Origin of the sequence: Pseudomonas cichorii, assembly GCF_019719005.1 — a bacterium.
In the GTDB taxonomy this organism is placed as follows: Bacteria; Pseudomonadota; Gammaproteobacteria; order Pseudomonadales; family Pseudomonadaceae; genus Aquipseudomonas; species Aquipseudomonas cichorii_E.
This window is the reverse complement of the sequence record NZ_JAIGPJ010000022.1, coordinates 1-25049: the sequence shown is the minus strand read 5'-3', so window position 1 is coordinate 25049 and position 25049 is coordinate 1. Positions and strand designations below refer to the sequence as shown.

The window sequence follows — 25049 nt, the reverse complement described above, 5'->3', positions numbered from 1 at the left end:
TTCAGGCATCCTTGGAGACAATAGCGAGCAGGTCGCTTTCAGAGAGCAAAGCCAGTTCCTGTTCGAGCGCGAGCAGGTCGTCGGCGTCGTACAGCGCCAGTTGCAAGGTGTTGATGTGGTCGGCCAGGGCCATCAGCGAGTTCTGTTCAAACAGTGAGCGCAAAGGAATCTCGACGCCGGTTTCCTCACGAATCCGCAGGCTCAGTTGCACCGCTGTCAGGGAGTGGCCACCCAGCTCGAAGAACGAGTCATTGCGACCGATGCGCTCAAAGCCCAGCAGGTCGGCCCAGATGTTCGCCAGCAATTGCTCGGTTTCGCCGCTGGGGGCTTCATAGGCGCGTTGGGCAAAGGCTTGCTGATCCGGTGCTGGAAGCCGTGCGCGATCGAGCTTGCCGTTGGGGGTCAATGGCATTGCATCGATGATCACGAAGGCGCTGGGCAGCATGTATTCGGGCAGTTGTGGCGCAAGCTCTTCGCGCAGGGCCGTGGCACTGAGGAACTGGCCGGTCTGGGCGACTACATAGGCAACCAGTCGCTTCTCGCCGGGTATCTCTTCGCGGGCAATGACTGCGGCTTCCTTGATTCCGGCACAACCACTGAGCCGGGATTCGATTTCTTCCAGTTCGATCCTGAAGCCCCTGACCTTGACCTGAAAGTCGTTACGGCCCATGAATTGCAGGCTGCCGTCTACCAGGTAGCGGGCCAGATCGCCGGTCTTGTACATCCGCGCATCGGCTTCGTCGCTGAACGGGTCCACAAGGAAGCGTTCGGCATTGGTGGCTTCCAGGTTCAGGTAACCGCGAGCGACCCCATGACCACCGATGTAAATCTCTCCCGTGACACCGAAAGGCACCGGACGCAGGTGTGCGTCCAGCAGATAGAGGCGGGTATTGGCCATAGGCTTGCCGATGCTTGCCGGCGATTGCAGATCCGGATCGCCTGCTGCATCGCCTATATAAGCTGCGGTGCAGGACACGGTCGCTTCGGTGGGGCCGTAGGTGTTCACCAGTCGGGTGTGAACCGGCCGGATCGGCGCCCATTGCTCCAGCTTCTGTGTCGACAGTGCGTCGCCGGTTACGTTGATCAGCCGCACGTTACCCAGGCAGGCCAATGCGCGTTCCGGCTGTGGGTGCCAGTTGCCGACCAGGCTGTGCCAGTGGGCCGAGGTCATGTGCAACACCGTCGGCGCGGATCCGCCGCTCAGGCCGTCAGTGCCGAAAATGTCCGGGGTCGGCATCAGCGTGGCACCTGCCAGCAAGGCCGGGAAAATCTCCTCGACTGACAGGTCGAAGTTCGGCGAGTTCTGCTGCAACACAAGGTCGCCTGATGTCAGCTCGAACAGGCTGGCTGCATCCAGGCTGTAATTGACCAGGCTGCGATGCTCGATCATTACGCCTTTGGGCAGGCCGGTCGAACCCGAGGTATAGATCACGTAGGCCAGGTTTCTGGAACTCAACGCCAGATCCGGGTTGTGCTCCTGTGCCGGGTTGCTCTGTGCAATGGATTCGGCGTCGATCAGCAGTGTCGGGATCGACAGTTCAGGCAGTGAGTCAAGCCGTTCTGCCTTGCTGAGCAGGACCTTGGGTACGCTGTCGGTGACGATATGTGCCAGTCGCTCGACCGGGTAGTTGGGGTCCAGCGGCACATAGGCACCACCCGCCTTGAGAGTGCCGAGCATGCCGATAATCAGTTCAGGGCCACGCTCCAGCAGCAAGGCAACCCGATCCTCCGGCTGAAGACCTTGCGCCAGTAACTGATGGGCAACGCGGTTGGCCTGACGGTTGAGTGCCTGATAGCTCAGGCTCAGCGCGCCGGCCTGCACGGCAATGGCCTCGGGCTGGCGCTGCACCTGGGTTTCAAAGAGCTGGTGGATAAGAGCATCTTGCAGGTAAGGAACCTGGGTCCGGTTGAGTTCGACCAGCACGCGCTGGCGTTCTTCATCCGGCAGCAGGTCCAGATCACTCAGCTCGGTACCTGGGCTGCTCTCCATTGCCTGAACCAGAAGGTTCAAGGCTTTGAGGGTCATGTCGGCGATACGCTGGACACCGATGACCGGCACGCTTTGCAGGGTAAGCTTCATGTGCTGCGGATAGTCGTCCACCGACAGCGACAGCGGGTAGTCGCCGTTGTCCACGTCGGTCAGTACCCGAATGCCCGGCCAGTCCGCCAGTCCGTCAGCCTGTGCGTGTTGGCGGTAGTTGAGCAGGCCGGTAAACAGCGGGGCGCCGGTTTCGATGCCGCTGCAACGCTGGGCGGTGGTCAGTGCGGCCTGTTCATGAGCCAGCAGCTCACTCAGGTCCTGATGCGTAGCGCTGATCAACTCCTGGACGTTGCGTCCTGCCAGTTGCACACGCACCGGCAGGGTATTGATGAACATGCCCACGGCACTTTGCGCCCCGGCACCGCCTTGCAGCCTGCCTGACAGCACGGTGCCGAACACCACGTCGTCGCGGGCTGTACAACGTGCCAGCACCATCGCCCAGGCTGCATGCAGGATCGTGGCAGGCAGCACGCCACGGTTTCTGGCCTGGGTGCGCAGTTGTCGGGTGAAGTCTTCGTCCAGGGTCAGGATGTGATTCTGAAGATCACCCTCTACCTCCAGCACGTCGAATGGCGCGGTCGGGCTGTCCACGTCTGCCAGACGCCGACGGAAATAACCCTCGTGCAGTTCCACCGGGCTGGCCAGGGTCTGGGCGACAAACTCACGGTAATGCTGTGGTTCCGGCAACTGACTGGCGTTGCCTTCCATGATCGTGCGTATTTCGTCGAGGACGATACCCAGGCTGACATGGTCGTTGATGATGTGATGGTCCAGCAGGGTCAGCAGCCAGCACTCCGCGTCCTGAGTGACATGAGCATGGATCAGTGGTGCCTTGCCCAGGTCGATACGGAGCCGACTCGGGTCAGTGGCGTGGTCCAGTTGCCCGCGAATGTCGTCGCCCGTGAAGTCCAGGTTGCTGACGGTCAGTTGCGCTGTGCGTTGTACCACTTGCAACGGCTGCGGCAGGCCGTTCCAGTACACCGAAGTGCGCAGGCTGTCATGGCGGTCGATGACCTGTTGCAGGGCATCGAGGAATGCATCGAGGGTGGCTCGCTCGCTGAACTCAAGAACCGATCGCACCAGATAAGTATCGCCTTCCTGCCCCAGCAGGTGGTGGAACAGAATACCTTGCTGCAAAGGCACTAGCGGGTAGACGTCCTGAATATTGGCCGCGCCGCCGGGTATCTGACTGACGATCCGGTCGATGTGCGACTGGCTGAGTTCCACCAGCGGCAGCAGATCCGGAGTCAGCTCCGTGCAACCGTCCTTTATCGGGTTGGCCGGGGTCTCGAATTGCAACACGTTGCCGTGCTGCAGGGTTGCGGCCAGTTCATGCAGGCTTGGCGCGGTGAATACGCTGCGCACGTCAGCATTCAGGCCCAATTGACGCAGACGATCGATCAGCGTGACGGCCATCAGCGAGTGACCGCCCAGCTCGAAGAAACGGTCATGGCGACCGACTTTCTCCAGGCCCAGCAGTTCCTGCCAGAGCGTGGCGAGCACGGTTTCGGTTTCGCCTTGTGGTGCTTCGTCCCGACGGCTGGTGAACGCTTGCTGATCGGGTGCTGGCAATGCGCGGCGGTCAAGTTTGCCGTTGGGCGTCAGCGGCAGGGCATCCAGTTGTACGAAGGCGCTGGGCACCATGAATTCCGGTAGCCGTTCAAGCAGTTGCGCACGCAATGACTCAACGGCCAGGGATTCGCCGCACAGGTAAGCGACCAGTTGCAGGCCCTTGGTCTGCCCAGGGCTGTCATCTCTGGCCAGGACCACCGCCTGACGCACGCCCGTACAGGCGGCGAGGGCGTTTTCGATTTCCCCCAGTTCGATGCGCAGGCCACGGATCTTGACCTGATCGTCATTACGCCCCAGGAACTGCAAGGTGCCGTCCGGCAGCCAGCGACCCAGGTCGCCGGTGCGGTACATACGCTGGCGATCTTCACTGAACGGGCAGACCGGGAAGCGTTCGGCGCTCAGTTGCGGCTGGTTGAGGTAGCCACGGGCGACCCCGGCACCCGCGATATACAGCTCACCGACAACGCCGGTGGGCAGTGGCTCGCCATGGCGGTCGAGGACATAGACCCGGGTATTGTCCAGTGGCCGTCCGATGCAGCGGTTCGGGGTGTCCTGTGGCTGGACTTCAGCCGCAGTCGTCACGATGGTCGCCTCGGTCGGCCCGTAGGTGTTGAGCAGTCTCGGGGTATGACCGGCGCGTGCAAACCACTGCTGCGTGGCCTCGGTGCTCAATTCTTCGCCGCCGATGACCACTACCCGCACATGCTCGGGAATCGGCGCTTTCCGGTCCTGAGCCAGCTGTTGCCAGAAGCGTGTGGGCAGGCTCACCACATTCAGCCTGTTTTCTGCACACAAGGCCCAGAAGTTGCTGGCGTAGGTGAGCCAGGCATCGCTGCGCAAGACCAGCGTGGCGCCGCTGACCAGTGCGCCGAAAATCTCTTCGGTGGAGGCGTCGAAGTTGACCGAGGCGAATTGCAGCGAGCGCTCACCCGCGACCAGGCCGGTCAGCTTGCAGATCGCCGCCACTTCGTTGCGCAGGCCCGCATGTTCAAGCATCACGCCTTTTGGTTTACCGGTGGAGCCGGAGGTGTAGATCACATAAGCCAGGTTCGATGCGCTGAGGCCCAGTGCCGAAGCATCCGGGTTGCTGTCATCGAGGGTGCTCCAGGGCTGGAACTCGTCATCCAGGGCAATCACTTGCAGGTCGGCGGGTAACTCGCCCAGACGCTGCAGGGCACCGTGCTCACAGAGCAAGGCCCGCGGCACGCTGTCGCTCAGCATGTACGCCAGGCGCTCGGCAGGGTAAGCCGGGTCCAGCGGCACATAGGCCGCACCTGCCTTGAGAATCGCCAGCAAGGCGACGATCAGGCGTGGGCTGCGCTCGACGGCCAGTGCCACCCGGTCATCGGGCTGAATGCCGGTGGCCAGCAGGTAGTGGGCCAGGCGGTTGGCCTCGGCGTTCAGTTCGGCGTAGCTAAGGTGCTGGTCTTCAAAGATCAGGGCCAGTTCGTCAGGCTGATTGCGCACCTGCTGCTCGAACAGTTCATGGATGCAGGGATTGCCTGGCAATGGTCGCTCGGTTGCGTTCCAGCCATGCAGCACTTGTTCGCGTTCTTCCTCGTTGAGCAGCGGCAGGCGGCTGACCGCTTGCAGATCGTTACCCAGCAGGCCTTCCAGCAAGGTCTGGAAGTGGGACATGAAACGGGCGATGGTGCTGTCGTCAAACAGGTCGCTGGCGTATTCCACGCTGCCGGTCAGGTCGGTGCCGTCATCGGTCAGGGACAGCGACAGGTCGAACTGGGTGCTGCGGTGCTCGTAATCCTCGGCGCTCAGCGTCAGCCCCGGCAGTTGCAGAACCGGTTCGGCGTCGCCGTTCTTCAAAGCCAGCATGCTCTGGAAGACCGGACTGTGGCCCAGGCTGCGTTCCGGGTTCAGGGTTTCCACCACATGCTCGAAAGGCAGCTCCTGATGACTGAAGGCCCCAAGGGTGCTGGCTTTCACTTGCTCAAGCAGTTGCGTGACGCTTGGCTCGTCCTCCAGTCGTACACGGATCGCCAGGGTATTGACGAAGAAGCCGATCAGCGACTCGGTTTCCTGCCGTTGCCGGTTGGCGACCGGGGTGCCGATCACAATGTCGCTCTGTCCGCTCAGGCGTGACAACAAGGCTGCCCATCCCGCCATCAGGGTCATGAACAGGGTGTTGCCATGACGACGGCTCAGGGCGCGGAGCCCGGATGTCAGCTCGGTGGGCAGCACGACGTTGTATTGCCCGCCTGCATGGCTCTGGACCAGCGGACGAGGGCGGTCGGTGGGCAGTTCCAGCAGGGTCGGTGCGCCCTGCAGATGCTGCTGCCAGTAATCTTTCTGCGCCTGAAGACGTGAACCCGACAGCCACTCCCGCTGCCAGACGGCATGGTCGGCGTACTGGATGGCCAGGGCAGGCAGCGGATCGGCCTCGTCCTTGGCGAAAGCATTGTAGAGCGCGCTGAACTCATCGATCAGCACGCCCATGGAGACACCGTCGGAAATGATGTGGTGCAGGGTCACCCAGAGCCGATGCTCGCTATCGCTCAGGCGTACCAGATGAGCCCTGAACAACGGGCCTTTGGCCAGATCGAAAGGCTTGCTCACTTCCTGTGCGGCCATGTGTTGCAGGACTTCGTTGTCCAGCGTCTGGCTGACCGTGGTTTCGCTAATGGTGATGCTGTCTGGTGCTGCAATACGCTGAAGTACTTGCGAGCCATGGCGCTCGAAGGTTGTGCGCAGACTTTCGTGGCGTTCGACGATTCTGTCCAGCGCCTGTTGCAGAGCATTGCGGTTCAGCTCACCGTTCAGGCGCAGCAGTGCCGGGATGTGATATGCAGCACCGGCGCTGTGGTCAAGCTGGTCGAGGAACCAGAGTCTCTGCTGGGCCAGGGATACGGGCAGCGGCTGTTGCCTGTCGGCTAAAGGGATTGCCTGCGAGCGGGAGTGATCGGCCTTGGCGACATAGTCCGCCAGTTCCTGCAACGAGGACTGGGCGAACAGCGTGCGCAGATCGATTTCAACACCCAGTTCGGTGTGCAGGCGAGCCTGCAACTGAACGCTGAGCAAGGAGTGGCCGCCCAGTTCCAGGAAGCCGTCATTGCGGCCGACCTGGTCGACGTGCAGCAACTCCTGCCAGATTCTGGCAATGGCCTGTTCCACCTCGCCCAGTGGCGCTTCATAGGCACGGCTGGCCAGGGAATCCTGACCCGGAGCGGGCAAGGCACGGCGGTCGAGCTTGCCGTTGGCGGTCAGCGGCATGGCGTCCAGTTGCACGAAGGCGCTGGGGACCATGTATTCCGGCAGGCGCTTGATCAACCGTGCCCGCAGTTCTTCGGCAGAAGTCGGTTCGCCACAGACATAAGCCACCAACCGGCTGCTGCTGGCTTCGCCCGGATTGTCTTCACGAGCAATCACCACGGCCTCACGTACCGAGGCAGAGGCCAGCAGCGCGCTTTCGATCTCGCCCAGTTCGATACGGAAGCCGCGGATCTTGACCTGGAAGTCGTTGCGGCCTGCATATTCCAGGCTGCCGTCGGCTTTCCAGCGACCCAGGTCGCCGGTCTTGTACAGACGGGCGTGTGGATCACTGGAGAACGGGTTGGAGACAAAACGCTGTGCAGTCAGCTGCGGGTTGTTCAGGTAACCGCGTGCCACACCGGCACCGCCGATATGCAGCTCGCCGGTCACGCCCATCGGCACTGGCTGGCCACGCTTGTCGAGCACCAGCACCTGCATGTTGGACAGCGGCTTGCCGATGCTCGGGCGGTCGCCCAGTTCGCTGATCAGTCCGAGGGACGCATCCACTGTGCATTCGGTCGGGCCGTACATATTGTAGAAGTGAATGTTCCGGCTCTGGCGCAGCTTGTCCCAGGTTGCGGCATTCAGGGCTTCACCACCCAGCAGGACGCTGATCGGCTGGTAGCTGCGACGTTCCAGCAGGCCAGCCGCCAACAGGGTATCCAGTTGCGACGGTGTAGAGTCGAAAGCGTGGACTTGATGTTTCTCAAGGAAATCCAGCAGTTCATGGCCGCTGGCACGGATCAGCGATGGAATGATGATCAGGCGATGACCGAAGAACAGCTGGGCGATGCCCTTGATGGACATGTCGAAGTAGAACCCGGCATTGAGCGCCACATTGGCTTGTGGCGGACAATGGGCGTGGGTAGTGCGCGCCATGACGTGGCTGAAGTTGAACACCGAGCGGTGCTCGACCATCACGCCCTTTGACTGCCCGGTGGAGCCGGAGGTGTAGATCACATAAGCCAGGTTTTCGACTGTCAGGCCCAAGGATTCCGGGTCGAAGTTCTCGTCGTATTGCGGGTCGTTCTCGATGATGGCCGGGTCATGCTCATCGAGCAGAATCAGCGCCGGGCAATAGCGTGTCGCAGGCAGGTGAGGTGTCAGGGCTTTCTGGGACAGCAACAGGCGAGCGGCACTGTCCTTGAGAATAAAGGCAATGCGATCGGCCGGGTGGTTGGGGTCGATGGGCACATAGGCGCCGCCGGCCTTGAGCACGGCCAGCAGGGCCACGATCATTTCGATGCCACGGTCCGCACAGATGGCGACCCGTTGTTCAGGCTGAATACCGTGTACAAGCAGACGCTGGGCCAACTGGTTGGCGCGGCGGTTGAGCTGGGCATAGGTGAGTTGCTGTTGCTCGTAAACCAGAGCAATGGCATCCGGTTGCGCCAGCACCTGATCCTCGAACAGCGTCTGCAAGGGCCTAGGCGTACCGAAGTCACTGGCGGTCTGGTTGAAACCGGTCAGCACCTGCTGGCGCTCGGCTTCTGACAGGATGTCGAGGGTTTCTGCCAGGCGCAGCGGCGTCTGTGCCAGGGCTTCAACCAGTGTCGTGACGGCTTGAATGAAATAGCTGGCGACCCGGTGCGGATCGACGCCAGCGGCCGTCTGGGTGGTCAGGGAGAACTCTTGGCCCTCATCGGCCACGGCAACTTCAATCGGGTAGTTGGTGCGGGCTTCGTTACTGAGGAAGCGCACGCCATTCCATTGCAGTACGGCTTCGTCATTGGCCAGGGACCCGCCATCGGTCTGATGGCGATAGTTAAGCAGGGTGGTGAACAGCGGCAGAGAAGCCGGTACGCCGCTGCAACGTTGAGCCAGCGCCAGGGAAGCCTGTTCGTGACCCAGCAACTGGCCAAGATCACGGGCCACTTCCCTGACCAGTTCTTGAGCGCCTTGCCCGGCAAGGCTGATGCGCACCGGCAGGGTATTGATGAATACCCCCAGCGCCCGTTCGGAGCCGGACGAACCTTGCAGACGACCTGAAACCACTGTGCCGAATACAACGTCGCTCTGATCGGTGCAGCGGGCCAGAACCTGTGCCCAGGCAGCGTGGAACAGCACGGCCGGGGTCATGCCCTGACGGCGGGACTGCTCGCGAATGGCCTGTGCGAGTTCCGGCTCCAGATACTGGCTGATTTCGCTGACGTCGGCTCCGTCGCCTTGTACATCGAGCAGGTCGAAAGGCGCGGTTGGCGTATCGATGATTGCCAGGCGCTCGCTGAAATAGGCTTCGTGAATCTCTGGCGTGCTGGCCAGGGTCTGGGCAACGAAATCCCGGTACGGCAGCGGCACCGGGAGTTGATCCCTGCGATCCTGCATGATCGTCTGGATTTCTTCGAGAATGATGGCAAGGCTGACGTGGTCACTGATCAAGTGATGATCGAGCAATGCCAGCAGCCAGCGCCGGGATTGCGGGTCCTGGACGATCCGGGCACTGAGCAGCGGAGCCTTGGTCAGGTCCATGCGCAGATGGCGCGGGTCGCTGGCCTGTTGCAGTTGTTCAAGGGCTGTCGAGTTGCCTTTGAGTGCCAGCGTCTCGACCGGCAAGGTGGCCTGACGCTGCACGATCTGCACCGCTTGGGGCAGACCGCTCCATTGCACGGCACTGCGCAGGATGTCATGGCGGTCGATGACCTGCTGCAAGGCGTCGAGAAAGGCATCCAGATGGGTACGATCATCGAACTCGATCATCGAGCGTACCAGATAGGCGTCGCCTTCATGCCCCAGCATGTGGTGATAGAGAATGCCCTGTTGCAGAGGCACCAGCGGGTAGATGTCCTGAACATTCGCTGCGCCGCCCGGCACGCGCTGGATCAGGGTATCGAGTTGCGGCTGGCTCAATTGCACCAGTGGCAGCATGTCCGGCGTCAGCGCCGTGCAGCCATCGGGAATCAGGTTTGCCGGGGCGACGAACAGCGAGTCGCTGCCGCTGTCGATGGCCTTGGCCATGTCCCGCAACAGCGGCGCACTGAAGACCGCTCGTACATCGGCCACCAGCCCTTGCTCACGCAGGCGCTCGATCAGGCTGACGGCTTTGAGTGAGTGTCCGCCCAGGGCGAAGAAGTGATCGTTGCGCCCGACCGTTTCAACGCCGAGTATTTCTTGCCAGACCTGTGCCAGCAGGGTTTCGGTAACGCCTTGCGGCGCTTCGTGGACGCGATTGGCACAGGCTTCGGCGGTGGGCTCGGGCAGCGCCTGACGGTCCAGCTTGCGGTTGGCGGTCAGCGGGAAGGCCGGCAGGCTCACAAATGCAGCGGGCATCATGTATTCAGCCAGCAGCGGCGTCAGTTGCGCGTGCAGTTGTGATGCATCGATGCTCTGGCCTTCATGGGGAACCACATAAGCCAGCAGGCGTTTTTCACCTTCGCTATCGGCGCGGGCAATGACGGCCGATTCCTTGATCCCCGGCAGGCTGCCCAGGCGAGCCTCGATTTCCCCCAGTTCGATACGGAAGCCCCGCACCTTGACCTGGAAGTCATTGCGGCCCAGGTACTCGATGCGTCCATCCGGCAGATAGCGGGCCAGGTCGCCGGTCTTGTACATCCGTGCATTTGGCTGGTCGCTGAACGGGTCAGCCAGGAAGCGCTCCCGTGTAACGTCGTCCAGGTTCAGGTAGCCTCGGGCGACGCCATCACCGCCAATGAACATTTCCCCCGAAGCACCGAAAGGTACAGGCTGCTGTTGCCCGTCCAGCAGGTAGATCCGGGTGTTGGCCATGGGTGTGCCGATGGTGGCATTGCCGCTGGCTTCGCTGCCGTCGGCAGAACCCTGCACATAGGCGGCGGTGCAGGACACCGTCGCTTCGGTGGGGCCGTAGGTATTGACCAGCTTCACATGGGCCGGGCGAATGGTTTCCCACTGTTGCAGCTTTTGTGCGGACAACGCATCGCCGGTCACGTTGATCAGGCGCACGTGTTTCAGTTGTCTTTCGGCCAGTTCGGCATTCAGGTGCCATTCGCCCACCATGGTATGCCAGTGGGCGGCGGTCATATGCACCATGGTCGCGACTGGCTCGTCGTCATCCTGCCGGGTGCCGAACAGGTTGCGGCTCGGTTTCAGGGTCGCACCGGCCAAAAGCGCCGGGAAGATTTCTTCGATGGAAAGATCGAAGTTCAGGGTGTTCTGTTGCAGCACGGTGTCCCGGGTGCTCAGTTCGAACAGACGGGCTGCATCGAGGCTGTAGTTGACCAGCGCACGGTGTTCGATCATCACGCCTTTCGGGTTGCCGGTGGAGCCGGAGGTGTAGATCACATAAGCCAGATGCTCAGGCCGCAGATCGGCAATGACCGGATTGTCATCGCGACCCACGATAGGTTCGTCCAGCAGCACCAGCGGAATCGTCAGTTGCGGCACGCGCCCCAGTACGTCGTGCTGGCTGACCAGCACCGAAGGCGTGCTGTCTTGCAGCATGTAGGCAATGCGTTGCTCAGGATAATCCGGGTCCAGCGGCACATAGGCGGCACCCGCCTTGAGGATACCCAGCAGACCCACCACCATCCGGGCGCTGCGTTCTACACAGATCGCCACCCGGTCGTCGGGACGAACACCCAGGCCGATAAGGTGATGGGCCAGGCGGTTGGCCTGCCGGTTGAGTTCGCTGTAGCTCAGGCGCTGGCCCTCGAAAGCCACCGCCAGCTCATCGCCGCGCACGCTGGCCTGATCCTCGAACAGACGATGGATAGTCTGGTCGTGGGGGTAGGGCGTGCGGGCGGGGTTCAGATCCTGCAGCACCCGCTGACGCTCATTGGCGTCGAGCAGTTCGATATGTTCCACCACCAAACGGTCGTCGGCGGCCATGGCCCGCAGAATACGCTCGAAGTAACCCAGATAACGTTGCGCCGTGGCTTCATCGAACAAGGCGGTGGCGTATTCGAGGTTGCCGCTCAGGCGACCATTGGTTTCGCCCAGGTCCAGAGACAGGTCGAATTTGGCGATATCGTTCAGCAGGCCCAGGTCTTCCAGCAGCAGCTCGCCCAGTGCGGCCTGGCCGACGCCAGCATCCTGCCAACTGAGCATGGCCTGAAATATCGGCGTGTGGGACAGGCTACGGAATGGATTGACGATTTCCACGACCTGCTCGAAAGGCAGGTCCTGATGACGCTGGGCGGCGAGGGTCTGGGCTTTCACCCGGGCCAGCAGCGCGCTGACGTCGGGTTGATCGGATGTGTCGATGCGAATCGCCAGGGTGTTGACGAAGAAGCCGATCAAGGGCTCGACTTCGGCACGGGTCCGGTTGGCCATGGGCGAACCGATCACCACGTCGTCCTGACCTGAAAGACGGCTGAGCAGGGCTGCCCAGGCGCTCATCACGGTCATGTACAGGGTTGCGCCGTGGCGTTGGCTCAATGCCTTGAGAGCCTGGGTCAGGTCTTCATCAAAGGTCACTGGCAGGCTGGCACCGCTGTAGCTCTGTTCGGCCGGGCGCGGCCGGTCGGTAGGTAAGGTCAGCAGAGCAGGTGCGTCGGCCAGGGTTTCCTTCCAGTAGCGGCTTTGCTTCTCCAGTACTTCTCCGGTCAGCCAGCGGCGCTGCCAGGCGGCGTAGTCGGCGTATTGCAGCGTAAGCGGCGGCAAGGGATCGGCATGGCCTTGACGCAAGGCGTCATAGAGCGCGGCCACTTCACGGGTCAGCACACCGATCGACCAGCCATCGGAGATGATGTGGTGCAGCGTCACCAGCAACACATGTTCGGTTTCACCCAGGCGAATCAGCGTGCCACGCACCAGCGGGCCGCGCTCCAGATCGAAAGGTGCCAGAGCTTCTTCATGAGCCAGGGTTTGCATCTGCTGTTCAGCATCTGTCTCAGCCGACAGGTCGATGCGTTTCAGGGTAAAGCCGATGTTCTCGGCATCGATGACTTGCACGGCCTGCTGGCTGGCATGGGGCACGAAACGGGTGCGCAATGCCTCATGGCGGGCGACAACACGGTCCAGAGCACTTTGCAACACCGAAGTGTCGAGCACGCCACGCAGACGCAAGCCTGCCGGCATGTGATAAGCCTCGCTGGCACCTTCCATCTGTGCCAGGAACCACAGGCGCTGCTGGGCGAAGGACATGGGCAGGTCGGCGTCACGGTCAGCCAGCGTGATGTCCGGCAGGCTGCTTTTACCGGCGCTTGCCGCAATCTGTGCAAGGTCCGCAAGGGTCGGGTGGGCAAACAGCTCCGCCAGGTCCAGTTCGATGGACAGTTGCTGGCGCATCTGGGAGATCAGTTGAATGGCCAACAAAGAATGGCCGCCCAGCTCGAAAAAGTGGTCTTCGCGTCCTACCTGTTCAACCTTCAACAGGTTTTGCCACAGTCCGGCCAGGGCGCTTTCCAGTTGGCCCTGAGGCGCTTCATAGCGGCGGCTGATCACGTCGCTCGCGGTCGGTGCAGGCAGCAGGCCACGATCCAGCTTGCCATTACCGGTCAGCGGCAGGGTTGCCAGGCCGACATAAGCGGCAGGCACCATGTAGGCGGGAAGCTGGGCCTGGAGGTGATCGCGCAGCTCACGGATGTCCAGTGGCGAGTCGCTGGTCGAGGTGAAGTAGGCCACCAGACGTTTCTCGCCTGAGGCCTCGTCACGGGCCAGTACCACGGCTTCCTTGATGGCCTCGTGCAAGGCCAGCTTGGCTTCGATCTCGCCCAGTTCGATCCGCTGGCCACGGATCTTGACCTGGAAGTCGTTGCGCCCGATGTATTCCACCGCGCCGTTATCCAGCCAGCGGCCCAGGTCGCCGGTCTTGTACAGGCGAGCGTCCGGGTCGCTGGAGAATGGATCACGCACAAAGCGTTCGGCGCTCAGTTCGGGAAGGTTCAGGTAGCCACGAGCAACGCCTACGCCCCCAATATTGATTTCACCCGCCACACCCACAGGCGTCGGTTGGCCATGGGGATCAAGGATATAGATCTGGATATTGGCAATAGGCCGGCCAATGGGCACGCTGTCGCCTTCGTCGTTCGGGAGGCACTGCCAGGACGTGACGTCGATGGCCGCTTCCGTCGGGCCATACAGGTTATGCAGCTCGACCGGCGCCAGTTGTTCCTCGAAACGCTTCTGCAAGCTGCGGGGCAAGGCTTCGCCACTGCACAGCACGCGGCTCAGTGCGCTGAAGCCCTGATGGTCGCCGTGCTCCAGAAACACTTCCAGCATCGAGGGGACGAAGTGCAGCAGAGTGATGTTCTGTTCGCGCATCACCTGGGCCAGATAGCCAGGGTCCTTGTGGCCGCTGGGGCGGGCCATGTACAAATGAGCACCAGTGAGCAAAGGCAGAAAAAATTCCCAGACCGACACGTCAAAACCGAAAGGCGTTTTCTGCAGTACACGATCGGTTTCATTGACCTGGTATTCGTCGCGGGCCCAGAGCAGGCGGTTGACCACGCCGCGATGTTCGTTCATCACGCCTTTGGGTTTGCCGGTGGAACCGGAGGTGTACAGCACATAGGCCAGGTGTGTGGCTTCAAGCCCCAGTAATGCCGGGTTCGGGTTGGTATCCGGGAACGCGGAGCGGTCGACATTTTCGTCCACCAGCAGCACGGAAATATCTGCACGGGCGACGTCATCCAGCAAGGCCTCGCAGGTCAGCATCGCCACGGGAGAGCTGTCGTCAAGCATGTAGTCACGACGATTGTCCGGCAGGTCCGGATCTATCGGCACGTAAGCACCACCGGCCTTGAGGATTGCCAGAAGCGCCACCACCAGTTCGTTGCTGCGGCGCAGGGCCACGGCGACTCGGGAGTCCGGTGTTACGCCTTGCTTGATCAGTTGATGGGCCAACTGGTTGGCGCGTCGGTTAAGCGTTTCGTAGCTCAATGACTGGCCGTTATGGTCGCTGACCGCAGCGGCATCAGGCGTGCGTTGGACTTGCTGCTCGAACAGCCCGTGGATCAGTTCATCGCGAGGGTAGTCATATTGCGTCGCGTTGAAGGTGTGCAAGACGCGATCCTGCTCGGTCTGCGGCATGATCGGGAATTGTGCGACAGGCAGCGCGTGGTGCTCGATCAGGGCTTCAAACATCGACACCATGCGGCCCTGAATGACCTGAACTTCTTCCTGAGTGAAGAAGGCGGTATTGAAGTTGAAGTCCAGGTAAACGTCATCCGAGGCATGGTAGTCGCGGACGAAGATTGCCAGTGGCAGACGTTCGTAACCATTGTCCTGTGTGAAAATCTCGGTTTCCTGACCGCCCAGCGTTGCGTCGCCATTGAGGCTTTCAAACGAGATTGATATGTCAAACAGTTGCCGACGACCTTCCTGGGCCAGCTTCAGGGTGCGGTTGAGCTCGGCAATCGGGAAGCGCTGGTGTCGATAGCAACGGCGCAACTGGGCCGCCGTGACCTGCATCAGATCCACAAGCGAAGCCTGGGTGTCGACTTCCAGGCGGATCGGGCTGACCGACGAAAACATCCCTACAGTCGCCTTTTGCCGGGCATTGGTGCGGTTGTGTACCGGCATGCCGATCACGATGGAATCAACGCCCGTGGTGCGGCAGAAATAGGTGCTGATGATCGTCATGAACACGTGAGCCAGGGACAAGCCCTGGCCGGTGGCGAACTCGGCAAGATCGTTGAACAGCTTGCGCGGCATCATCGTCTGCACCTGGGCGCTGGGTGCAATGCCGCTGCCCGGTACTGCGAAACGCTGTTGCAGCAGCGGCGGTGGCAACTCGGCGAAAACTTCCTGCCAGAACGCCCGGTCCCGCTCGAAACGGCTCGATTCCAGGTAGCCACGATCCTCTTCGAGGAAGGACAGATAGGAAGGACCCTGGGCCGGATCGTCTTCGCCAATCAGCAACCCGTTATAGGCCTGTTCAACGGCGCGGCCCATGAGCATGACGCTGATGCCATCGGTCATCAGGTGGTGATAACGGGTCAGCCAGTAATACAACTGAGGCCCGCAACGGACCAGACGAACGCTCCAGAGTACGCCGGTCAGCGACGGGAAAGGGCGGCGAAACTCTTCCCTCAGGTACGCCCTGGCGACTTTCCCAGGATCCTGCTCGCCGGAAAAATCCACCACCTCCAGCGCTACATCGACCTGAGGCAGAACCCGCTGGCAGGCCACTCCGTCCTGCACGCCGAAACTCAGGCGCAGGGAATCGTGACGTTCCACCACCAGCTGGATGGCCTTCTCGAACAGCGGTACGTCGATTTCGCCACGGATCTCCATTGCCATGCCGATGTTGTAGTAAGGCAATTCGGGATGGGCCATCTGATCGAGCCAGATACCTTGCTGTACGGAAGCGAGCCCGTACGACGGGGTTTCTTGTTCAAGCATCTGGGGAGTGGACGAGGCCATGTCGGATCACCTGTATCGCGCAGTCAGTGAAGGCTCGTCTACGGGCGGTGGGCAGCCAGGCTGTAATGCGGACATTACCCATCGGCGTGACGAATCATGAGGTTCGATCAAAAATTAGAGGAACGCTTGCTCACTGTATGTCGCCGGAAGTGGGGACAAACGCCAGGCGCTTCACGGGGGAACTATGTACCCGATTACGGTGGCAGACAGTCCGTGGTGGTGGCAGGCCAAATGGCTTTATCGCCCTGCATTCGCGTGGCGAAAGGCAAATGACCTCACCTGAAGGTCTTCCAATAATTGCTGATGAAGGAGGCGCCATGCGCCCGTCGTTTTATGAAGCCTGCCGCTTCCCGCAACTTGAAAACCTGGCCAGAAACTGGGAAGTGATTCGTGACGAGTTTCAGGCTCTGAATGCCCCGACCCTGGAAATAAATCGCGTCAACAAGTCCATCACCGAGCTGTTCGAGGAACTGACCGAGCACGTCAATAACGGCGGCGAATACGGCTGGCTCTGGGGCTGGGGCGACAACGACCAGTTGATGACCAACTGGACGCAATACGCGCTGGTGGCCTACGACCAGCCCATTCCCTATGCACGGGAAAAGATGCCTCGTACTCTGGAGCTGCTGAGCAACACACCGGGCATCAAACTGTGCGCGTTGCTGCGCCTGGAGCCCAATGTCTTCCTGGGCACGCATTCCCACGGAGGCACCTGGGAAGAGGGCTTGCTGCACATGCAACTGACCATCGATGCGCCTGTCGAGCAGAATTACAACTACCTGAACGTCAATGGCCAGTTCAGCCAGAGCGTCAACGGCAACCTGGTGGTGTTTGACGGCTCACTCGATCATTTCGCGGTCAATGCATCGAATGGTGTGCGGACGGTGATGTATATGGAGTTCTATCGCGAGCAGCATATGGTAAGCCCGGCCTGATTGATGCGTAGGAGCGAATCGGGCGGCGCTCCGCTTATTCGCGAGAGGCCCGTACATCCGAAGAAGCTCTATCGCTTTCAGCGGACGTCTCGCGAGTAAATTCGCTCCTACACAGATCGTGTGGAATGCGGTTCTGATTTAAATCAGTGCAGGCTCTTCCAGCTCTTTCATGAAATGAAACGCGGTAGCGCACGAGCGCGGGGCATGCTCGAAAAACGCCAGGTGGCTGCCATTCTCTTCCACATGCAGACGTGCCCCTTCGATGCTCTGGGCAATGTATCGTGAGCCGCCAATATGCGTGGTCTGGTCGCTGTCGCCAGCCACCACCAGTACCGGTACGACGATCTGGTCGAGCAGCCCGTTCAGGTCCGTCTTGTTCAGTGCATCGTTAAGTTTCGAGTAGCGATAGAACAGCTCCGCGTTGGTGTACGGAAACAAGGCCACGTGGGCAATGGGCTCCGGGGTGGTGACCAGCGTGGCCTGATCGACGAACAGCATCTGCAGGTCGCCTGCTTCATTGCGGTCTGCTGCGGCGGCCTCCATCAACCACTCGAAATTGCGCTGGTGGGCCGTGCGCAGGTTGTCATCGGCCAGGTTGTAGTCGCCATGCCAAAGGCTCAACGAACGCACCCGCTCACTGTTGGCCGCAGCCGCGCACAGGGCGATGGCCGCGCCGCCACAGATTCCCATCAGGTGCGTGCTGTCATGGCCAAAGTGATCCATGACGGCAAACAGATCCGCCACCTGGGCGTCGGCATCCACTTGCAGGCGATCGAAGTCGATGCAGGCACCAAATAGCCCGCGAGTTTCCCAGGTCATGACGAAATAACGCTCGCCCAGCGCCTGAAACCATTCGCGGCACAGCTCGAAAGGCAGGCCGCAGGGCAGGGCAAGGACAATCGGGGCCAGTTGCCGGTTGGCACTGGCGTAAGTGTTCAGCAGGACGCCGTCGCGGGTGATCAGGCTGGATCGGGCGATGCCGGGCAACGGCGGGCTGAAATCGAAGTCCTGGATCAGCGCCTGTTGCGCCTGATCCGGCTCCGAAGCGCCGAACAACTCGTAATTGAAATCCAGCGCAGCGCTGACTTTCCTGCTGATGAACAATTCGAAGGAGGACAGTTCTGCAATCGCATCGTGGTGATATTCAAGATGTCGAATGCCCAGGCGCTCGAAAGCCTGGCTGACTGCCTTTTGTGTGGCTGCTACGCCGGGGCCGGCGATGATCGAGCGATCATCTTCGGCCCCGAGGAAGCCGATACGAATCGGCTCGGGGAGGTTGGTCGCCAGATGCCGGAGCATCCTGACTGCCTCGCACAGGCGCGTCGCCGCGTCGATGAAGTTGGACATGGTTAGTGCTCCTTACCAGACATGTAGGGTTAATGCCGGTCAGTCAAAAAACAGGTGGCTGGATCACAAACCGTGGGAGGGGCCTTGGCCGCGACAGCCAGCTTTCAGGCACTGAAAATGTGTTGCCTTCAAGTAGGTCGTCGCGGCCAAGGCCCCTCCAACAAGTGACAGGCATGCTTTGACTGATCGGCATTTGACTCAGTCTTCCCTGAACTTCTTGCCGCGAGTGGTTTCGGTTACCAGGCGGTTGTAGTCAGGGGTGGTATCGCCGATGACCTGCACCGCACCGTATTTTTCCAGGCTGATCTTGCCGCCGTATTCCTCGATGTGATCGGAATCCGGGTAGACATGCACGAAGGACGGCACATAACGGGAAGCGAAGCCCATGCGCATTTCCTGGCTTTCGCCGCTGTGCGGATAAGAGGCGTGCATCAGGGTCGACCAGAAGATGATGAACTGACCGGCTTTCATCTGGATCGGCACGGCGCTGGCTTCGTCAGGCTTCCAGTTCTCGTCGATCTGCAACTGGCGATAGTCGTAGCCGAAGAAACCACGTCGTACGCCATCCTTGACCACCGAGTTGGAGGTTTCCGGCGAGTAGCTCATGCGCTTGGTTTCGTCGTAGTTCATGCTGTTCTGGGTGCCAGGAATGAACTGCAGGCAACCGTTGGCAATACTGACGTCGGTGAAGGCCGTCCATACGGTGATGGTGCCGCCGAACTCTTCGTTTTCCGGCCAGATGATCTGCGGCTTGCCCGAGGCGTTGGCGAAGGTGTCTGCCTGATGCCAGTCGGTGCCTTCATCGCCGGGGTATTTCGGGAAGAACTCGGTGCGCCAGCACAGTACGTCCGGGCCCAGAATGCTTTGTATGCGGTCGCAGATTTCCGGACGGCCGATATGCTCGGCAAGGAAGTCGTCATCGAGGTGGCGGTCGTAGTTGGCGATGTTGGTGCCGCCGGAGATCGCGTCCAGATCCTGATAGGCCGCATGGCTGCGATCCAGCAGACGCAGGCGCAGGCGTTTCCAGGTTTCCTTCATTTCGTCCTGGTCATAGGCCGTGAAAGGACCGATGAAGCCGTTTTTTTCGAATGCGGCGCGTTCTTCCTTGGAAAGGTGGAATCGCTTGATTGCTGTTTCAGACATGTGCGTGTTCCTTTTCGGTCAATTAGCGTTGGCAAGGGAGGTGCGAATGCTGTCGGCAAGAACCTTGGCAGTGGCTCCGTTCGCGAGAGCGCCAGGGTTGAGGTCGACCTTGTAGTGAGCCTTGAGCAGGCTGAGGGAGCGGATCAGGGCCAGCGAGGTGCCGCCGTGATCGAAGAAGTCGTCGTTGAGGCCAATACCCTTGAGGCCGATGTCATCGGACCAGACCTTGAGTACATGCAGCTCCTGTTCCGACAGGTTGCCCTGCTCGGTTTTGGCAAGGGAGTTGCGAATGCTGGCGGCAAGAACCCTGGCAGTGGCTCCGTCCGCAAGAACGCCAGGGTTGAGGTCGACCTTGTAGTGAGCCTTGAGCAGGCTGAGGGAACGGATCAGGGCCAGCGAGGTACCGCCGTGATCGAAGAAATCGTCGTTCAGGCCTATGTCCTTGAGGCCGATATCGTCGGACCAGACCTTGAGTACATACAGCTCCTGTTCCGACAGGTTGCCCTGATCGGTTGTGGCGCTGGTGTGCTCAAGCGTTGAGGGCAGTTGCTGTTTGTCGATCTTGCCGTGGGCGGTGACCGGCAGTGCCGCAAGGCCAATGTAAGTCGAAGGACGCATGTAGTCCGGCAACTGTTGCGCGGCCAGTGCCGCCAGTTCACTGCGCAGTTCCTGGGTCACGGTCTGCGAGCCATCGCTGGGAACGACGTAGGCTACCAGGCGAATATCACCCTGACCGTAGTCATACGCGGTGACGTGGCTGGCGGAGATGCTCTTGCTCGATTGCAGAGATGCTTCGACTTCGCCAGCCTCGATACGGAAACCGCGAACCTTGAGCTGCTGGTCACTACGTCCGGCGTAGAGGTATTCGCCATGCTCGTCGAGCTTGAGCAGGTCGCCGGTGCGATAGGCTCGGATGCCGCTGCCTGGCAAGGTTACAAAGCGCTCGGCCGTCAGGCCCGGACGATTCAGATAGCCTAGGGTCAGCCCGGCGCCTTCGATATACAGCTCGCCGATTTCGCCTGTGTTCACCGCTTGCTGTTTTTCATCCAGCAGGTGCAGGGTCCAGCCATCCAGCGGTTTGCCGACAGACACTGTGGCCGATGCTTCGAGGTCCTGAGCGCGTACCCGTTTGTGGGTCGTATGTACGGTGGCTTCGGTGATGCCATACATGTTGATCAGGGCTGGCAGCGCGTCACCATGACGTTCGACCCACGGACGCAGCACGGTCGCCGGCAATGCTTCGCCACCGAATACCACGTAGCGGAGCGACAGACGTTTGCTGGCCTGACTGTCTGCTTCGTCAAGACCGCGGAAGGCCGACGGCGTCTGGCTCAGGACGGTGACCTGATTGCTGATCAGCCACTGCCTGAAGGTTTCAGGTGAGCGGGAGATTTCGTAGGGCACGACGGCAACCTGGCCACCGTGGGCGAGAGCCCCCCAGATTTCCCAGACCGAGAAATCGAAGCCGATGGAATGGAACATCGACCAGATATCGTTGTGAGTGAAATGGTAAATGCGTTGGGTGCTTTCCAGCAGGCTGCTCACGTTGGCATGGGTTACCAGCACGCCTTTGGGTTCTCCCGTGGAGCCCGAGGTGTAGATCACGTAGGCCGGAGCCTGAGACGCATCGGCGCTGCTGGCCTTGAACTCGCCAGGATTCTTTTCTGCCAGCAGCTCGTTCAGGAGCAGCACTTGCAGTGAAGGCGTCTTGGGAATGCTGCACAGATTACTGGTGCTGACGATCAGTTGCAGACCGCTGTCCTGAACGATGTGCTCGATGCGTTTTGCAGGGTAGGCCGGATCGACCGGGACATAGGCACCGCCGGCCTTGAGAATGGCAAGCAGGGTAATGACCAGATCGACATTACGTTCCAGGCACAGGCCGACCAGACTGCCGTCCTTGACGCCGCGTTTGCGCAAGCTGGCTGCCAGCGCCGAAGATGCTGCGTCGAGCTCTGCGTAACTGACGGCTCGGGTTTCATCGGATAACGCTGTTCTTTCGGGAAACTCTCTGGCCCTGGCACTGAACAATTCGTGCAGCAAGGCGCCGGGTCGCAGTGGGGCTGACAGCTTGTCTGCCCCTTCGCCTGTCGGGTTGATCGGCATGAATAACACTCCTGTTTGATAACAAGTTGCAGTGCGCTGGGCGCATTCGAAACCAGGTTCTGCAGCCCGTACCGAAGAGTTGTGAGGTACTTGCGAACCGCTCGTATTTGCGCAGCGGAGGCATTTCAGCACCCATCCCGCAAAGGTGTCTGTCGAGGGAAATGGGGACAGTCGGTGACACAGCGAAAGGGCCGCAATGTCCCTGATTGCGGTGACAGACAGGCATGTCCTGCGATGCTTACATGCTGGCGCAAAGCGTGCCGGCAAGGGAGGTTTCTCGAACGGGCACGACCCTCGATATTCATCGCCCGGGAGTTATGCATGAACCTTGAAACCATCGATTTGCCTGCTGGTATGCAGCCGGAAACTACGGAGTCATTGCGCTGGCCCGACAGCCACGGTGACAAAAAGGTGCGCCTGTCGCTGCTGGATCCCGCCAGCAGCCTGCCAGTGGTGATAGAGCCTGCCGGAGCCGGGCTGGAGCCGTTGGCCTGGGCCGCAGAAAACCGTGAAAGCATCGAAGCACTGTTGTGTCGACACGGAGCGATTCTGTTCCGGGGTTTCGGCCTGGATAGCGTGCCCCTGTTCGAGAGTTTTGCCGAAGCATTGTCTCCGGGCTTGCATGGCGGGTACGGCGATCTGCCGAAGAAGGAGGGCGGTCGCAATGTGTATCGCTCCACGCCTTATCCCGAGCGGGAAATGATCCTCTATCACAACGAAAGCTCACATCTGGAAAGCTGGCCACGCAAGCAGTGGTTCTACTGTGAGCTGCCCTCGAAAGTGGGTGGCGCCACACCGCTGGTGGACATCCGCCAGATGCTGCTGCAACTGCCTGGCGAAGTGGTCGAGAAGTTCGAGCGCAAGGCGTTGCGTTACATCCGTACCTTTACCTCGGGTGTAGAACCCAGCTGGCAAAGCTTCTTCGGCACCGACAAGCCCGAAGTGGCAGAGGCCCGATGTCGCGAACAAGGGACGGCGTTCGAGTGGCTGGATGCCGACACCCTGCAGATCCACACCCATTGCCCGGCGGTCATTCATCACCCGGTCACCGGGCAGGCGGCCTTTTTCAATCAGGTCCAGTTGCATCACCCGTTCTGCCTGGGTGAGGAAATGCGTGAAGACCTGTTCGATATGTTTGGTGAGGACCGCCTGCCGCGTATGGTCAGCTACGGCGATGGCACTCCGATCGAAGATGACGTCATGGCGCTGGTCGGCGAGGCCTATGAGGCTTGTGCTGTGCGGTTCCAGTGGCAGAAGGGTGATCTGATCATGCTGGACAACATGCTCGCGGCACATGCCCGTGACCCCTATGAAGAGCCGCGGCTCATCGCTGTGGCCATGGGTGAGATGACCACGCGGGATGCCGTCTGGCCGAGCAAATGATTGGCGCTTGTACTCGGAGTCCGGGACAGCCGCGAGCTGACTCGTCCGTACACTGGCTGTCCTGATCTTTCACTGTTTTTCCCGAACGTGCTGGCGCCCATGCGTCAGCGATTGGTAATCGGTACTGCCATCTGGCCCGTCCATCCAAGGATATTGAGCAATGAGCAACGAGCAAGAGAAAAAGCCCAGTCCGGGTTCGATCATGCGCCTGTTATGGCGCAGCCATCCCTGGCTGACCCTCTTTACCCTGGTGACCGGTGTCATCAGCGGGGTCGCTTCGATTGCAGTGGTCAACGTGATCAACCAGGCCATCCACATGGAAGGCTCGCGGACCCATGTGTTGTACTGGTTTATCGGTCTGAGCGCCGTCGCGTTCATCTTTCGCAATGCTGCGGCGTTCTTTCCGGCTTATGCAAGCATGCACATCATGACCCGGCTGCGCATCGCGCTGTGCCGCAAGATTCTGCGCACGCCTCTTGAAGAAGTGGACAAACGCGGCCCGGCCAATGTGCTGACCATGCTCACCAATGACATTCCCCAGCTCAATACCACTCTGGTCGTGATGCCTACGGTGCTGGTGGAAACCACGGTGTTTCTCTTTGGTATCGCTTACCTGGCCTACCTGTCCTGGGTGGTGTTTGCGGTGACGTTGTCACTGATGTTCATGGGCGTGGTGCTTTATCTGTATTTCTTCAGCAGTGGCGTGAAGGTGTCGAGCCGGGTGCGTGACGAATTCACCTCGTTCAACGAATACACCCATGCGCTGGTGTTTGGTCTCAAGGAACTCAAGCTCAACCGTATTCGCCGCAACTGGTTCAGCCGCTCGGCCATCGATGCTTCCTCGACCCGAGTGGCGCGTTTCAACTTCATAGAGCGCGTCTGGTTCACGGCCGGTGACAACGTGGGGCAACTCACCCTGTCAATACTGCTGGGCTGTTTGCTGTTCGCCGCGCCGAAAGTAGCAGCCCTGGACCCCTCCGTGCTCACAGCCAGTATTCTGGCCGTGCTCTACATCATGGGGCCGCTTTCTCTGCTGGTGACCGCTATGCCGATTCTGGCCCAGGGGCGTGTGGCAAGCAGCCGGCTGGCGGACTTCGGCTTCAGTATCAATGACAAGCACCCGCAGGTTGTGGAAGCGGAAGCGCCCAAATTGCTGCACTTCCCGCAGAAAGCCTGGAATACCATCTCGCTCAAGGGCATAAAGATGGATTACCAGAATGCCGATGCAGGTTCGGGCTTTGCCCTGGGGCCTGTTGACCTGGACATTCACGCAGGAGAGCTCATCTATATCGTAGGCGGCAACGGGTGTGGCAAAAGCACCCTGGCCAAAGTGCTGTGCGGTCTTTATATCCCGCGCCAGGGCCAGGTACAGCTCGATGGTGTAGACGTTACCGACAAGAATCGCAGCGATTATCGAGACATGTTCTCGGCGGTATTCTCTGACTTCCATCTGTTCAACCGCCTGATCGGTCCTGACGAGAAGGAAGCGAGTAGTGCGCTGGCGCAAAAGTACCTGACAACTCTGGGGCTGGCGGACAAGATCAAGATCGAAGGGCACGGTTACTCGACGCTGAAGGCGCTTTCCTATGGCCAGCAGAAGCGCCTGGCGCTGGTCTGTGCCTACCTGGAAGACCGCCCGCTCTACGTCCTCGATGAATGGGCTGCGGATCAGGACCCACCCTTCAAGCGATTCTTCTACGAGGAACTGCTGCCTGACCTGAAACGCCGTGGCAAGACGATCCTGATCATCACTCACGACGATCAGTACTTCCAGCTGGCTGACCGCATCATCAAGCTGTCCGACGGCCAGATCGCTTCTGATGTTCACTGTGGTATTCGCGATAAGCAGGCCTGAGGCTTGCGCCTCTTTGGCCCGGCCTTTTGGCCGGGCTTTTTTTCGGGAGGTGTCCCGTCCTGAATAAGGTTTACACCTTCTAACTTCTTTTCAGGAAGGTGCAATGGACACGGGCGCGAAG

Annotated in this window: 7 protein-coding genes; 3 read left to right on the top strand and 4 right to left on the bottom strand. The window is 60.4% G+C overall.

Going from position 1 to position 25049, the window contains the following annotated elements; translation table 11 throughout:
- Position 1: 1 nt before the first annotated feature.
- Complete coding sequence (locus tag K5D32_RS16340; protein WP_221601052.1) at positions 2–16159, bottom strand: non-ribosomal peptide synthetase; 16158 nt, start codon at positions 16157–16159, stop codon at positions 2–4.
- 317 nt (positions 16160–16476) lie between these two features.
- Between K5D32_RS16340 and K5D32_RS16335 the strand changes: the two genes are divergently transcribed.
- Positions 16477–17094, top strand: coding sequence for an aspartyl/asparaginyl beta-hydroxylase domain-containing protein (locus K5D32_RS16335; RefSeq protein ID WP_221601050.1), 618 nt, complete (start codon positions 16477–16479; stop codon positions 17092–17094).
- A 138-nt stretch (positions 17095–17232) separates the two neighbouring features.
- Here the strand turns inward: K5D32_RS16335 and K5D32_RS16330 are convergent, their stop codons facing one another.
- The 3 genes from K5D32_RS16330 to K5D32_RS16320 form a co-directional block, all read right to left on the bottom strand.
- A complete protein-coding gene (locus K5D32_RS16330) occupies positions 17233–18441 on the bottom strand; it encodes an alpha/beta fold hydrolase (protein WP_221601048.1) in 1209 nt (402 codons plus the stop codon).
- A 198-nt stretch (positions 18442–18639) separates the two neighbouring features.
- Positions 18640–19584 (bottom strand): syringomycin E biosynthesis L-threonyl-[L-threonyl-carrier protein] 4-chlorinase SyrB2, encoded by a 945-nt coding sequence (gene syrB2 / locus K5D32_RS16325; protein ID WP_221576264.1) that lies wholly within the window; start codon positions 19582–19584, stop codon positions 18640–18642.
- 18 nt (positions 19585–19602) lie between these two features.
- Positions 19603–21690 (bottom strand): amino acid adenylation domain-containing protein, encoded by a 2088-nt coding sequence (locus K5D32_RS16320; RefSeq protein ID WP_221601046.1) that lies wholly within the window; start codon positions 21688–21690, stop codon positions 19603–19605.
- 321 nt (positions 21691–22011) lie between these two features.
- Between K5D32_RS16320 and K5D32_RS16315 the strand changes: the two genes are divergently transcribed.
- Both K5D32_RS16315 and K5D32_RS16310 read left to right on the top strand, forming a co-directional pair.
- Positions 22012–23073, top strand: coding sequence for a TauD/TfdA family dioxygenase (locus K5D32_RS16315; protein ID WP_221601044.1), 1062 nt, complete (start codon positions 22012–22014; stop codon positions 23071–23073).
- A gap of 160 nt (positions 23074–23233) precedes the next feature.
- Entirely contained in the window at positions 23234–24928 is a 1695-nt protein-coding gene (locus K5D32_RS16310) for a cyclic peptide export ABC transporter (protein WP_221594839.1), read from the top strand.
- Positions 24929–25049: the final 121 nt, after the last annotated feature.

Excerpts from the sequence above, each read along its gene's own strand:
- K5D32_RS16340 (WP_221601052.1), bottom strand. The coding sequence starts at position 16,159 with ATGGCCTCGTCCACTCCCCAGATGCTTGAACAAGAAACCCCGTCGTAC.
- K5D32_RS16335 (WP_221601050.1), top strand. The coding sequence starts at position 16,477 with ATGCGCCCGTCGTTTTATGAAGCCTGCCGCTTCCCGCAACTTGAAAAC.
- K5D32_RS16330 (WP_221601048.1), bottom strand. The coding sequence starts at position 18,441 with ATGTCCAACTTCATCGACGCGGCGACGCGCCTGTGCGAGGCAGTCAGG.
- syrB2 (WP_221576264.1), bottom strand. The coding sequence starts at position 19,584 with ATGTCTGAAACAGCAATCAAGCGATTCCACCTTTCCAAGGAAGAACGC.
- K5D32_RS16320 (WP_221601046.1), bottom strand. The coding sequence starts at position 21,690 with ATGCCGATCAACCCGACAGGCGAAGGGGCAGACAAGCTGTCAGCCCCA.
- K5D32_RS16315 (WP_221601044.1), top strand. The coding sequence starts at position 22,012 with ATGAACCTTGAAACCATCGATTTGCCTGCTGGTATGCAGCCGGAAACT.
- K5D32_RS16310 (WP_221594839.1), top strand. The coding sequence starts at position 23,234 with ATGAGCAACGAGCAAGAGAAAAAGCCCAGTCCGGGTTCGATCATGCGC.